We start from the raw sequence: 13,407 nt of genomic DNA on the forward strand, positions 1-13,407 counted from the left end.
TCCTGCTCGCCGTGGGTGGCCGGGGGTGGCGGAGGCGGACGGGAATCGAACCCGCCAACGGCAGCTCCTGCCGTTCAACGGTTTTGAAGACCGGGCCGGTCACCAGGCCGGATACGCCTCCCCGTGCCACGGAGACATCTTCGCAAAAGCCATATCTAGCCGCTAATGGGCGCATACGGAAGCATGGCCACGTGACCTCACTGATGCCGCCCCGGGAATCCGTCCGCCTCACCCAGTACGCGCACGGCGGCGGATGCGCCTGCAAGATCCCGCCCGGGGAACTGGAGGAAGTGCTGCGGGGTCTCGGGCCCGCCGTCCCGGTCCGCGATCCCCTGGGCGAACTGCTGGTCGGCCTCGACGACGGCGACGACGCCTCCGTGGTGCGGCTGCCGGACGGCACGGCGGTGCTGGCGACGACCGACTTCTTCACGCCCGTGGTCGACGACGCCTACGACTGGGGCCGGATCGCGGCCGCGAACGCGCTGTCGGACGTGTACGCCACCGGTGGCCGTCCGCTGCTCGCCGTGAACCTGCTGGCCTGGCCGCGTGACGTGCTCCCCCTCGAACTGGCCCGTGAGGTGCTGCGCGGCGGCCTGGACACGGCCGCGGCCGCCGGCTGCCACGTCGCCGGCGGCCACAGCGTGGACGACCCCGAGCCCAAGTACGGCCTGGCCGTCACCGGCCTGGTCGACCCGGACCGGCTGCTGCGCAGCGACGCCGGCCTGCCCGGTGTACCGCTGTCGCTGACCAAGCCCCTCGGCATCGGTGTGCTGAACAGCAGGCACAAGGCCACCGGCGAGGTGTTCCCGCAGGCCGTCGAGGTCATGACGCGGCTCAACCGGGAGGCGGCCGAGGCGGCGGTGTCCGCCGGGCTCACCTGCGCGACGGACGTCACCGGGTTCGGGCTGCTCGGGCACGCCTACAAGCTGGCGCGGGCGAGCGGGGTCACGGCGCTGATCGACTCGGCCGCCGTGCCCTACCTGGACGGCGCCCGGCAGGCGCTGCGCGAGGGACACGTCAGCGGGGGCACCGGCGCAACCTGGAATGGGTGCGCCCGCACAGCGACCTGTCGTCCGTGAGCGAGGACGAGGCACTGCTCCTCGCCGACGCGCAGACCTCCGGCGGCCTGCTGGTGGCCGGTGAGATCCCCGGCGCGCCCGTCGTGGGCGAGCTGCTGCCGCGCGGCGACCACGTCCTGGTGATCCGCTGAGCCGACGGCCGGCGGATCGCGCTCAGCCGACGCCGACCGAGTACGCCTTGGTGTCCAGTCGGCCCGTGCCCTTGAACACCTCGGTGCCGGACTCGATGCCGGAGACGTACTTGTCGTTGCTCAGCAGTTTGCGGCGGACGAGGGCCTGGGTGAAGTCGTTCAGGTCGAGCGTGGCCTTGGTGGTGTTGGCGCGGCGGACGAAGGAGAAGACCTTCCAGCCGATGTCACCCTGGTAGATGTCCCACATCGCGCCGTCGAGGCTGACGCTGCCGTACTTGGTGCCCAGCGGGCCCGCGCCGCCCTGGCGGTTGAGCCAGATCATGATCTCGTCGGTGGGCTGGTCCTGCCAGTCGGCGGTGTTCTTGGTGTGCAGCCACAGGTCGTAGGCGACGTTCATGACGCCGGGGTGGGAGCCGACCGAGAACTCCCAGCTGGTCTTCACCGGCTTGCGGTCGCCGACCCGGATCGGCAGCCCGGTCTTCGCCTTGTCGACCTTCCAGCCCCAGTGCCAGCCGAGGACCGTACTGGCGTAGGACTTCACGTCGTAGTCCTTGCCCTTGCTGTTGTTGGCCCAGGTGTAGTCCGTGCCCCAGGAGATGGTGGACCCGGAAGCCGAGTTGTCCCAGACGCACTGGCTGCCGGTGGCCTTGTCCTGGCCCCAGAGGTTGTTGTTCACGTAGTACTTGCCGAGCGTGATCGTGTCGAAGGCCGTGCACTTCTTGCTCGACTCGCCCGCCTGGGCGACGGTGACCCCGGCGGCGGCCGCGAGGGCGACCGCGGCGGCGGTGAGGGTCTTCGTCTTCTTCGTCAGGCGGGGACGACGGTGTTGCATCGGGGGTCCTTCCGGGGGACGGTTCGTGTTACCGCTCCTCAGTGGCCGCCGACGCCGCGAACGGTTGCCGCACTGTCCGCCGTATTCTCCGCGGAAAGTCCTCGCGGGAAACCGCTGCCGGAGATTGTGTCGAAGCGCTTCGACAACCTATGGACACCCACCGTCGCTAGAGCTACTGTCGAACCACCCTCACTCGCACTGGTCCATATGGCGCACTGTCGAAGCGCTTCACAAAAGCTTGGAGAGCTGGATGGTCACCCTCGCCGAGGTCGCCCAGCACGCCGGAGTCTCGGCGAGCACGGTGAGCTATGTCCTCAGCGGCAAGCGGTCCATCTCCGCGACCACCCGGCAGCGGGTCGAGCAGAGCATCCGCGAGCTGGGCTACCACCCGAACGCGGGCGCCCGCGCCCTGGCGAGCAGCAGGTCGAACATCGTCGCGCTGATGATTCCGCTGCGCACGGACATGTACGTACCGGTGATGATGGAGATCGCCATCGCGGTCGCCACCACGGCCCGCGCCCACGGCTACGACGTCCTGCTGCTCACCGGCGAGGAGGGCCCCGACGCCGTGCGCCGCGTCACCGGCAGCGGGCTCGCCGACGCGATGATCCTCATGGACGTCCAGCTCGACGACGAGCGGCTGCCGCTGCTGCGCGGCACCGACCAGCCGTCGGTCCTCATCGGCCTTCCCGCCGACACCAGTGGCCTGACCTGCGTCGATCTGGACTGGAACGCGACGGGCGCGCTGTGCGTGGAGCACCTGGCGAAGCTCGGGCACCGTGACGTCGCCGTCATCGGCGAGGCTCCCGCGGTCTACGAACGGCACACCGGGTTCGCCGAGCGCACCCTCGACGGCCTGCGCTCGCGCGCCCGGGAGCTCGACCTGCGGGTGCTGCACCGCCCCTGCGAGGGCGGGTACGACGCCATGGCCACGACCCTCGCCCGGGTCCTCGACGAACGCCCCGGCACCACGGGCTTCGTCGTGCAGAACGAGTCGGCGGTCGAGCCGCTGCTCGCCCTGCTGCGCCAGCAGGGCCGGGCCGTGCCCGAGGACGTGTCGGTGGTCGCGATCTGCCCCGACCAGGTCGCCACCCAGGCCTCCGTCCGGCTCACGTCCGTCGCCATCCCCGCCCAGGAGATGGGGCGGCACGCCGTGGAACACCTGGTGGCCAAGCTGGACGGGCGCGGCAGCGACGACGTCGTGCTGATCACCCCCGAACTGACCGTCCGGTCGAGCACGGGTCCGGCCCCGGCCCCGACCACCGCTTCCTGATCCGACTTACGCTGCCCTTTGGGGCATCCCCTGTCTGCACTCCTCCAGGAGCACCCCACGTGAATCAGCCTGCCGAGAACCAGCCCAAGGCCGAGGCGCAGCACCAGGTCAGCCTCGCGCAGTCGTCCCCCACCGTCGGCACGTTCCGCGAGCGGGACGGCGCGCTGGAGTGGAGCGGCCGCCAGGAGACCGTGCTCGTCGAGCCGTGGGGGCCGGACGCGGTCCGGGTCCGGGCCCGGCTCGGTGGACCGGTTCTGGAGGGGTTGCCGGGCGCGCTCCTCGAGGAGGCCCCGGCGACCGAGAGCAGCGTCAAGATCGAGGACGGGATCGGCACGCTGACCGTCGGCGCGCTGACCGTCACGGTCGACGCCGAGGGCCTGGTCCGCTTCCTGCGCACCGACGACGGCGGCGAACTCCTCGCCGAGGAGCGCGCCCACTTCTGGTGGCCGGGCCCGCGCCTCTACACGGCTGTCGGCAACGGCCACCACCGCCTGGAGCAGCGCTTCGCCGCCTACGACGACGAGAAGCTGTACGGCCTCGGCCAGCACCAGCACGGCAGGTTCGACCAGAAGGGCCTGGTCCTCGACCTGGTCCAGAGAAACGCCGAGGTCGGCATCCCGGTCCTCACCTCCAGCCGCGGCTACACCCTGCTGTGGAACAACCCGGCGATCGGCCGCGTGGAGCTGGCCCACAACGGCACCCGCTGGGTGGCCGACTCCGCCCGGCAGATCGACTACTGGATCACCGCGGGCGCCCCGGCCGAGGCTCAGCGCCGCTACAGCGCGGTGACGGGGCGGACGCCGATGCTGCCGGAGTGGGCGGCCGGCTTCTGGCAGTGCAAGCTGCGCTACCGTACGCAGGACGAGCTGATGTCGGTGGCCCGCGAGTACAAGCGGCGGGGCCTGCCCATCACCGCCATCGTCTGCGACTTCTTCCACTGGACGCACCTGGGCGAGTGGAAGTTCGACCTGAACGAGTGGCCGGACCCGGCGGCGATGGTGCGCGAGCTGGAGGAGCTCGGCATCAAACTGGTGGTGAGCGTCTGGCCGTCCGTCTCCCCGCTGAGCGAGAACCACCCGGTCATGGAGCAGCGCGGCTACTTCATCGGCACCCAGTACGGCCCGATGGCGCACGCCGACTGGCCGGACAAGGAGGTCGCCTCCACCGTCCAGGTCGCCTTCTACGACGCCACCAACCCGGACGCCCGCGAGTTCGTGTGGTCGCGCGTCCGCGACAACTACCTCACCCCCTACGGCATCACGGCGTTCTGGCTGGACGCCTGCGAGCCGGAGCTGAAGCCTGGCTTCCAGGAGAACCTGCGCTACTGGGCGGGTCCCGGCCTGGAGGTCGGCAACATCTACCCGGCCGAGAACTCCCGTACCTTCTACGAGGGTCTGCGGGAGTCCGGCTCCGGCGACGACGAGATCATCACCCTCAACCGCTCGGCGTGGGCGGGCAGCCAGCGCTACGGCGCCGCCCTGTGGTCCGGCGACATCGGCACCGACTTCCCGACCCTGCGCCGCCAGATCGCGGCCGGTCTCAACACCGCGCTGTCCGGCATCCCCTGGTGGAACACCGACATCGGCGGCTTCCACGGCGGCGCCCCGGACGACCCGGCGTACCGCGAGGTCATGGTCCGCTGGTTCCAGTTCGGCGCGCTGTCCCCGCTGATGCGCCTGCACGGCTTCCGCGACCCGGGCATGCCGCTGGGCCCGGACATGACCGGCGGCCCCAACGAGGTCTGGTCGTACGGCGAGGAGGCCGGCGCGATCCTGGAGCAGTACCTGCGGCTGCGCGAGCGCCTCAAGCCGTACGTCCTTGAGGTCATGCGTGAGGCCCACGAGGAGGGGCTGCCGCCGATGCGGCCGCTGTTCCTGGAGTTCCCCGAGGACCAGAAGGCCTGGGGCGTCGACGACGCCTACCTCTTCGGCCGCGATCTGCTGGTCGCCCCGGTGCTCGCGGCGGGCGCCACGGAGTGGACGGTGTACCTGCCGGCGGGTGCGCGCTGGACCGACGCGTGGACGGGTGAGACGTACGAGGGCGGTCAGGCCGTGACGGTCGACGCCCCCCTGGACCGGATCCCGCTGTTCCTGCGGGACGGGGCGCGGCTGCCTGTAGCGGAGTAGCCGCGTCGTTCACGGGTGTGCGGCCGGCCCCCGTAGGGGAGGGACCGGCCGCACACTCGTGTCGCGTGGGGTCAGCGGCAGACGGAGGCCAGGGCGCGGACGAGGGCACGGGTGTGCAGCCCGTCCGGGTGCTGCTCGTGGTGGATCCGGAGCGCCGCCAGGGCGAGTTCCGGTCGGCAGACGGGCGCGGTGCGCTCGGGGGTGGAGTCGGCGAGGGCCTGGACGAGGTCGGTGTTGATGCGGTTGATCGTCTGGCGGACGACGGCCAGGTCCGGCTTGGTGGTGGGGGCCTGCTCCGGGTGGGCGGTCCACCGCTGGTAGAGGCCGCGTTGGACGATCTTGTTCGCCTCGATCTGGTCCCGGAAGATCCGCCGGACCTCGTCCGGATCGGCACCGATCGACTGCGCCTGTGCGGCCACGGTGTCGAGGACCTGCTGTTCGCGGGCGGGGTCGTCGATGGGGCTGTCGGTGCCCCACTTGGCGGCCGCGACGAGGTCGGCGGTGGCGAGGCGTTCGGCGGCGAGGGAGGCGACGGGGTGGAGGGCGGAGAGGGTGCGGGGGGCGGCGAGGGATGCCGTGGTGGACGCGGTGGCCCCGGAGACGGGAACCGCGACCGCGGTGCCCGTCGCGGTGAGGGCGACGGCCGCGGTCGCGGTCACGGTGGTCAGGACACGGCGCAGGGGGGTGGGGGTACGCATGTCCCCATCAAAGCCGACGCCGTCCCATGATCAGGTCAACTGCTGCTCACGGTCAGGTTGTTGGTGGTGAAGTTCAGGCCGCCGGAGGAGGACGTGATCTCGTAGCCGAACTGCACGTCGCCGATGGTCTCGTTGCCGAACCAGCCCTTGGTGTCCTTGATCCACTTCAGGATCGGGAGGACGTTGACGGTGCCGGAGCTGGAGTTGGAGGTGCGGACGAAGGAGAAGACCTCGTTCGCACCGTTGTTGCCCTTGTAGACGGTCCAGGTGTGACCGCCCAGCGTCACGTTGCCCTGCGAGGTGCCGAGGGGGCCGACCGCTCCGGTCTTGTTGACCCAGAGCATGATCTCGTAGTCGTAGTCGGTGTCCCAGATGTCGTACGACGTGTTGTACGCGCCCGAGGACGGGACCGTGACGTTGTAGCTGCTGGAGAGCGAACCCAGCGAGGTGATCGACTTGTTGATCACCTTCTTGGAGTTGGGGTACGACTTGATGCCGCCGGTGTTGGGGTGGTCGGCCCAGACGCCCCAGTTGGTGCCGGAGTTGGCCCAGACGCACTGGCTGCCGGCGCCGGAACCCCAGATGTTGTTGTAGAGGGTGTAGCCGTTCAGGCTCGTGTTGCCCCACTGGTCGCAGGTGTTCCAGACGGCGGCCGACGCGGGGGCGGAGGCGAGGCCGACGGTGGCGCCGAGCGCGAGTGTGGGGGCGAGCAGGGCCTTGGTGATCCTGCTCAAGGTGCGTGATGCCATGGTGTCCCTTTCCATGGGTGGGGGGATATGAGGGGATTACCACGCCCCCGGCGTGAGGACGTGGTCTTCTCCGGCGACGAGGTCGAGCGGCCGTGCGTCGCCGCAGGAAGTCAGGACTTCGATGCGGTGGGTGCGGTGCGGCTTCAGGACGGCCCGGGCGCCGTCGGGGCCCCAGGCGAGGTCGAGGTCTGCGCCGAACCGGGTGCGGATGCCACGCAGTTCGCCCGACGGGAGCGCCGGGGGGAGCGCGGGGAACAGGACCAGCCGGTCCGGGGTCGAGTGGACGAGCGCCTCGATGAGGACGGCGGGCAGGGTGTGGGCGGCGTCCGCGTTGTAGACGTCGCGCTTGGGGTAGTGGGCGCTCATCAGGGAGGCGTGGAAGAAGTCGCCCTCCAGCACGTTGGCGAGCGCGTGCGCGACCCGGTGGCCGTCTCCGAGGCGGGCCGCGATCAGGGCGTGGTGGAGGTGGCCGTGCGCGGAGTCGTTCTCGGCGCCGCGCAGTTGGAGCGCGCGGTGGGCGGCCGCCGCGAGGTGGGGGGTGTCGTAGGGGTTGATCTCGTCGAGCGGCCACACGCCGTAGAGGTGGCTGAGGTGGCGGTGGTCGTAGGTGTCGTCGAGGCCCGGCCAGGCCCATTCGGCGAGGGCGCCGTCGGCGTTGATCCGGTGCGGGGGGAGCCGGTCGGCGAGGGCGCGCCAGCGGTCGGCCCGCGGGGTGCCCGGGTGGTACGCGGCGGCGGTGACCAGGGCGTGCCGGGCGGCCGACAGGTCCATGGCCGCGTTGATCGCGCCCCAGCTCGCGTTCGCGGGCCGGTTCTCGGGCGAGTAGGAGGGGACGACGACCACATGCCCTTCGTCGTCGGTGCGGGTGAGGAAGTCCTCGTAGAACCGGGCGACTTCGGCGAGGGCGGCGGCGGTGCGCGGGTCCTGTTCGCCGCGGGTCTCGTCGTGGTCGACGAGGGGCTTGAGCAGCCAGTCGGCGCCCGCGGTCCACAGGTGCAGCGGGTACTCGCGGCTGAAGTGGTACGCGTGCCCGGTCTCGCCGTCGGTGTGCGCGGGCGCGACGGCGCCCCGGGCGCCGAAGACCGCGCGGGCGTTGTCCTGCCAGTCCGGTATCTGACGGTGGATCAGTGCGGCGAGGGCTTCGGTGACTTCGGGGAGGGCGGCGGCCGCGGCGGAGGCGGTCTGGAGGTTGACGTTCGCGTCGTTGGTGAAAGCACCGGACCACGCAGTGTCCCAGTCGCCGGTCCACAGGCCGGGCAGGCGGGGCGGGTTGAGGCCGGAGGAGGACAGCAGGTGGTAGCGGCCGGCGGCGAAGAGGCGTTCGAGGAGGGCCGGACTGCCGGGGCGCTTGAGCAGCTCGGAGCCGGCCAGGGCGCGGTCCACGGGGTCGGCCTGCAGGTCGAGGGTGACGCGCTCGTAGGCCGTGCGGTGCCGGGCGAGGTGGCGGTCGAGGAGGTCGGCGTAGGAACGGCCCGCGCACAGGTCGGTCAGGGCGCGCTGTTCCTCGGTGGCGTCGAGCGGGCCGGTGTGGCGTCGCACGCGGGTGAGCAGCAGCACGTACTCGGCGCCGGTGACGCGCAGGCCGGACAGGGCGAGTTCGGCGCGGCCGCCGGTGACGACGACGAGGGTCGTGCCCGTGTAGGCGCGGTCGCTGCCGGGGTAGCGGGCGCGCAGGGAGAGCAGGGCGCCGTCGGCGGTGAGGACGGCGCCCTGGCCGACGGCGAGACCGGCGGGCGCGCCCGGGAGCCGGTGGTCGAGGGAGATCTCCAGGTCGGGGGCGGTGACGTGCTGGACGATCACGTCGTCGGCGCGGGAGACGAAGACGCGGCTGGTCCACCCCGCGCACTCGGCCACGGTCTCGCCCGTGGTGAAGTCCACGGAGCGGCGGTAGCGGCCGCGGTGTCCGCCCGGCCCGCGCAGCCGGGTCTGGAAGGCGGGGTGGAAGGGCTGCACCCACTGCAACGGCCGTCCGTCCGTGAAGCCCTCGGCGGCGGTGAGGTCACCGGCGAGCAGACGGTCCCGCAGCTCGGGCAGGCCGTCGGCGAGGCGTGGCGCGCGGGCGTTCTCGCCGCCGTTGGGGCGGACGAGGGTGTGGTGCGTGACGATCACACGGTCGTCGTCCGGATCGCCGAAGACCAGGGCGCCGTGGCGGCCGTTGCCGCTGAGGAAGCCGTCCTCCCAGCGGGCGGCCGGCTGCGGCTCCCAGGTGCCGTGGACGGGGCCGCCGGTCATGACGCCAGCACCGCGACGCCGTAGCGGCCCAGGGTGAGCCGGTCCTCGTGGGCGGCTCCGGTCAGCAGGTCGGTGTGGGTGCCGGGTACCTCGACGGTGACCGGCTCGCGCCCGTGGTTGAGCACGAACAGCAGCTCGCCCCGGCGCACCGCCTCGACACCGGCCGGGAGCCCGTCGAGCACCGGCCGGACACCGGCGTCGGCGGCCACGCGGGCGAGCAGCTCACGCAGCGCGTCCGGCTCCGGGAGGGTCGAGACGTACCAGGCGCGCCCCCGGCGCAGGACGGCGGGCAGTCCGTCGAGCTCCCCGCCCTTGTAGGGGACGGTGTGGTCCGGGTCGTCGGCCTCGATCTCCTCCGACCACAGCGTCCCCCGGAAGCCGTCGCACTCGACGCTCTCCCCCGCGTCCAGCGGCCACCACTCGTGCAGCGTGCGGATGCCGAACAGCTCACGCAGCCGGGCGTCCATGCCGCCCGGTCGCACCCGGTCGTCCTCGTCGGCGATCCCGGTGAGGAAGCCGCTGACGAGGGTGCCGCCGCCGCGCACATAGGCGAGGAGGTTGTCGATCGCCGTGTCCGTGAGGAGGTAGAGCTGCGGCACGACGACCAGTTTGTAGGCGGACAGGTCGTGTTCGGGGTGGGCGAAGTCGGTGGTGAGGTGACTCTCCCAGAGGGCGCGGTGCCAGGCCTTCAGGAGCTCGGGGTGGTCGACCCGCGTGGACGGCCGGCCGTCCTGGGCGCCGGCCCACCAGGCGTGCCAGTCGTGCAGGACGGCGACGTCGGAGGCGATGTGCCGGTCCGTCACCTGCGGGCCCACCTTCACGAGGTCGGCACCGAGCTGCTTGACCTCCTGGAACGTACGGCCCTGCGCGCCCGCGTGGCTGACCATCCCGGAGTGGAACTTCTCCGCGCCCTGCCGGGACTGCCGCCACTGGAAGTAGCAGACGGCGTCCGCTCCCCGGGCCACCGCCTGGAGGGACCACAGGCGGTTCATGCCGCGCGGCTTGGGGTGGTTCACCCCGCGCCAGTTGACCGGCCCGGCCGCCTGCTCCATCAGCATCCACGGGCCGCGTGCCTGGGAGCGGGTCAGGTCCTGGACCATCGCCGCGTACTGGGCGGCCAGGGGGTCGCGCGGGTCGGGGTAGAGGTCGACGGAGACGACGTCCTCCTCCTCGGCCCAGCGCCAGGCGTCCTGCCCGATCCACAGCGGCATGAAGTTGGTGGTGACCGGGAGGTGCGGGGTGTGCCGGGCGACGATGTCACGCTCGGCGCGGTGGCACTCCAGGAGCATGTCGGAGGTGAAGCGCCGGAAGTCCAGCACCTGGGTGGGGTTCTTCATGTAGTGCGGGGCGCGCGCGGGCAGGATGCCGTCCCAGCTGTCGTAGCCCTGGCTCCAGAACTGCGTGCCCCAGGCGGTGTTGAGCGCGTCCAGGGTGCCGTACTTAGCGCGCAGCCAGCGGCGGAAGGCGGCGGCCGCCTCGTCGCCGTGGTCGAAGGTGCAGTACTCGTTGTTGATGTGCCACATCGTGAGGGCGGGGTGGCCGCCGTAGCGGGCGGCCAGGTCCTCGGTGATGGCGGCGGCGTAGCGGCGGTAGGTGGCGCTGGAGTGCGAGAAGTGCTGCCGGCCGCCCCACCACTCGACGCGGCCGTCCTCGGTGCGGGGCAGGGTGTCCGGGTGCAGGCGGCCCATCCAGGGCGGGGGTGAGGAGGTGGGGGTGGCGAGGACGACACCGATGCCGTTGTCGTGCATCAGGTCCATCAGCGTGTCCAGCCAGCCGAACTCCCGTGCCCCCGGCTCGGGTTCCAGCTTCGACCAGGAGAAGACGCCGAGGGTGGCGGAGTTGACGCCGGCGTCCCGCATCAGCCGTACGTCCTCGTGCCAGGTCTCCTCGGGCCACTGCTCGGGGTTGTAGTCGCCGCCGAAGAGGACACGCCCCCGGGTGGCGTCGCGGAGGTTCGGCATCACACCGGCTCCCCGTACTGGATACCGCGCCCGTTGGTGGCGATGTAGACCCGGCCGTACAGACGCGGGTCGGCGGCGATGGTCGCGCCGATCCAACCCCACTGGTGCTGGTCGTCGTTGACCCGCACCCAGCTCTTCGCTCCGTCGTCGGAGCGGTACACGGCGGTGATCGCCTCCGTGGCGCCGACCTGGTAGATCGCCGGGTAGTCGGCGCCGTCGGCGGCCTTGCCGAAGGCGAGGGTGTGCGAGGCCCAGCAGCTGGCGATCTTCGAGAAGGTCGCGCCGCCGTCCGTGGACCGGTACAGCCCGTTCCCCTTGGTGCTCAGCCACAGGTCGCCGGAGCGCCCCGGGGCCGCGGCCAGCTGGAACTGGCTGTCGCCCGCGGGCAGTCCGGTCGCGCCCTTGGTGAAGGTGAGGCCGCCGTCGGTGCTGGCGAACAGCGTCCCCGTGTCGGTGTCGTAGGCGTAGAAGCGTTTCGGGTCGGCGGGGTCGGCGAGCGGTGTGGCGCCCTTCGGGAAGGAGGTGACCTCGGACCAGGTGGCGCCGTTGTCGGTGGAGCGCTGCGCGGGGTACTTGGTGCCGTCCCAGTGCACGAACGTCCACAGCAGCACGCTGCCGTCGGTGTTGGTGGCGATCGGCCCCGGCGCGTCCTTGGCGAGGGCGGGCTGGGCCGCGAAGGGCGCCCAGGACTTGCCGCCGTCGTTGGAGTACGCGCCGTTGCCGTGGTCCCCCCAGCCGGTGCGCACGACGTACGACGGCTTGGCCGCGGCCTGCGCGAGTCCCGTCGCCGTCCCGAACACGGGGTTGTTCGCCATGCCCCGCGACGGCGACGCGTTGAGTTGCTCGTGATACATCACGCCGACGTCCCCGAGCCCGCTGATCAGGTGCGCCTGACCGGTCGGGGGCGAGATCAGCTGACGCACGGAGGTCTCCTCCAGACCGCGGATCTGCGGCGCCCAGTGCTTGAGGTCGCGCGTGCCGTACAGGGTCGCGCCGGTGCCGTACACGATGTGCCGGGAGTCGTACGGGTCGACGGCGAGCGCCTGGATCCACCAGCCGAACTTCGGCTTGTCGCCGCCGAAGGTGAGGAACGGCGTCTCGGACACGTCGAGCACCGCCGAGTCCTTCAGGGACGTCCAGGTGCGGCCCCCGTCGGTGCTCCGGTACAGGGTGTCGACCGCGGCCCAGCGGTTGTTGGTGGACACGACGACGGTGCCGGGACGACGGGCGTCGACGGCCACACCCCCGTAGCCGAAGGTGTCGGCGGAACCGTCACTGGTGGTTCCGCCCGGCTCGGCCGGGGTGACGTCCCGCCACTTTCCGCTCACCGTGGCCAGCTTGTGCACGCTGCCGTCGGACTGCCCGTTGGGTCCGGGCGCGTTCGCGTACGTCACGTACAGCTCACGCGTGTGGCAGTCGTACGCGGCTCGGATCGGCACTTTGGCGGAGGCGCCGGAGGGCTGCCCGGGGACGGCCTCCCACGTGGTGCCGTCGGTGGTGCGGTACAGGTTCGGCTTGTCGGCTGTGCCGTCGGAGTCGCCCCACCCGGCGTAGAGGGTGCGCCCGGCGGCGACGAGGAAGGTGACGCCCTGGCCGGAGGAGCTGGGGGTGGCCGGGAAGGGGGTAACGGCCCAGGTGGCGCCCCGGTCGGTGGACTTCAGGAGCCCGTCGTGCCGTGTCCCCAGCCACAGGGTGTCGCTGTCCCGGGGATCGACGAGCAGCCGCTCCCCCGCCCCCCGCCCGTCCTCGTTGCCCCCGAGCTTCACGGTGAGATCGGTACGGGCCCAAGTGGCACCGCGGTCCTCGGACCGCAGCACCGCCCCGTTGCCGGCCCAGGACTGGGCGTACGTGCCCAGCGCGAGGTAGATCCGGTTCGGGTGCGCCGGGTCCACGGCCATGGCCTCGACACCGAGGAGGTTCCAGTCGTCCCACCCGAGATGGTCGGTGAGGGGGGTCCAGCGGGCGGCCCGGTCGTCCCACCGGTACGCCCCGCCGATGTCGGTCCGGGCGTAGGCGAGGCCGCGCACCGCCGGGTGGAACAGCACCCCGGTGACGAACCCGGTCCCCCCGATGACGACGTTGCGCCACCGGTAGGCCGGGGCGCCGGCCTCGGCGGCGTGCGCCCGCCCTTGGAGTGCGGGAAGACCGGTGAGGGCTGCGACGGCGGCGGTGCCGGCCAGAACGGCACGCCGACTCAGACGGGACGCGTACATGACACATACCTCGCTGTACAAGAATGGATCAGGGGGACTTACCTAAGGGGCGCGAGGCCCCTATCCATGTGCGGCTCCGCCGCGTGGGCGCGACCAGCCACAAACAACCTGCA

8 protein-coding genes, 1 tRNA gene and 1 pseudogene are annotated in these 13,407 nt (G+C 71.8%); 3 read left to right on the forward strand and 7 right to left on the reverse strand.

Annotated features, from left to right (window positions below; translation table 11 throughout):
* Nucleotides 1–26 precede the first annotated feature (26 nt).
* Nucleotides 27–121 (reverse strand) — tRNA-Sec (locus tag ACGFNV_RS41870).
* Between the two features lie 82 nt (nucleotides 122–203).
* Between ACGFNV_RS41870 and selD the strand changes: the two are divergent.
* A pseudogene (gene selD, locus ACGFNV_RS41875) lies at nucleotides 204–1,210 on the forward strand (selenide, water dikinase SelD).
* A 22-nt stretch (nucleotides 1,211–1,232) separates the two neighbouring features.
* On the opposite strand, the gene ACGFNV_RS41880 reads toward selD, so the two are convergent.
* Nucleotides 1,233–2,042 carry an endo-1,4-beta-glucanase gene (locus ACGFNV_RS41880; protein ID WP_393630321.1) on the reverse strand — a complete coding sequence of 270 codons (810 nt, stop codon included), beginning with the start codon at nucleotides 2,040–2,042 and terminating at the stop codon, nucleotides 1,233–1,235.
* A 250-nt stretch (nucleotides 2,043–2,292) separates the two neighbouring features.
* Here ACGFNV_RS41880 and ACGFNV_RS41885 point away from each other — a divergent pair, with 250 nt between their 5' ends.
* A complete protein-coding gene (locus tag ACGFNV_RS41885; RefSeq protein ID WP_393630323.1) occupies nucleotides 2,293–3,315 on the forward strand; it encodes a LacI family DNA-binding transcriptional regulator in 1,023 nt (340 codons plus the stop codon).
* 59 nt (nucleotides 3,316–3,374) lie between these two features.
* Nucleotides 3,375–5,441, forward strand: a complete 2,067-nt coding sequence (locus ACGFNV_RS41890; protein ID WP_393630325.1) for a TIM-barrel domain-containing protein — start codon at nucleotides 3,375–3,377, stop codon at nucleotides 5,439–5,441.
* 71 nt (nucleotides 5,442–5,512) lie between these two features.
* Here ACGFNV_RS41890 and ACGFNV_RS41895 read toward each other — a convergent pair whose 3' ends face one another.
* From ACGFNV_RS41895 to ACGFNV_RS41915, 5 genes are read right to left on the reverse strand one after another with little or no spacing between them, the layout of a single operon-like run.
* Nucleotides 5,513–6,139 carry a chorismate mutase gene (locus ACGFNV_RS41895; protein WP_393630327.1) on the reverse strand — a complete coding sequence of 209 codons (627 nt, stop codon included), beginning with the start codon at nucleotides 6,137–6,139 and terminating at the stop codon, nucleotides 5,513–5,515.
* Between the two features lie 35 nt (nucleotides 6,140–6,174).
* Entirely contained in the window at nucleotides 6,175–6,888 is a 714-nt protein-coding gene (locus tag ACGFNV_RS41900; RefSeq protein WP_393630329.1) for a hypothetical protein, read from the reverse strand.
* Nucleotides 6,889–6,924: 36 nt separating this feature from the next.
* Nucleotides 6,925–9,120 carry a glycoside hydrolase N-terminal domain-containing protein gene (locus ACGFNV_RS41905; RefSeq protein ID WP_393630331.1) on the reverse strand — a complete coding sequence of 732 codons (2,196 nt, stop codon included), beginning with the start codon at nucleotides 9,118–9,120 and terminating at the stop codon, nucleotides 6,925–6,927.
* Nucleotides 9,117–11,081 carry a beta-galactosidase gene (locus ACGFNV_RS41910; protein ID WP_393630332.1) on the reverse strand — a complete coding sequence of 655 codons (1,965 nt, stop codon included), beginning with the start codon at nucleotides 11,079–11,081 and terminating at the stop codon, nucleotides 9,117–9,119. Before ACGFNV_RS41910 ends, ACGFNV_RS41905 begins: the two co-directional genes overlap by 4 nt.
* Complete coding sequence (locus ACGFNV_RS41915) at nucleotides 11,081–13,294, reverse strand: WD40/YVTN/BNR-like repeat-containing protein (protein WP_393630334.1); 2,214 nt, start codon at nucleotides 13,292–13,294, stop codon at nucleotides 11,081–11,083. The genes ACGFNV_RS41910 and ACGFNV_RS41915 overlap by 1 nt, the downstream gene beginning before the upstream one ends.
* Between the last annotated feature and the right edge of the window lie 113 nt (nucleotides 13,295–13,407).

Origin of the sequence: Streptomyces sp. NPDC048751, from assembly GCF_043198595.1 — a bacterium.
Lineage (GTDB): Bacteria > Actinomycetota > Actinomycetes > Streptomycetales > Streptomycetaceae > Streptomyces.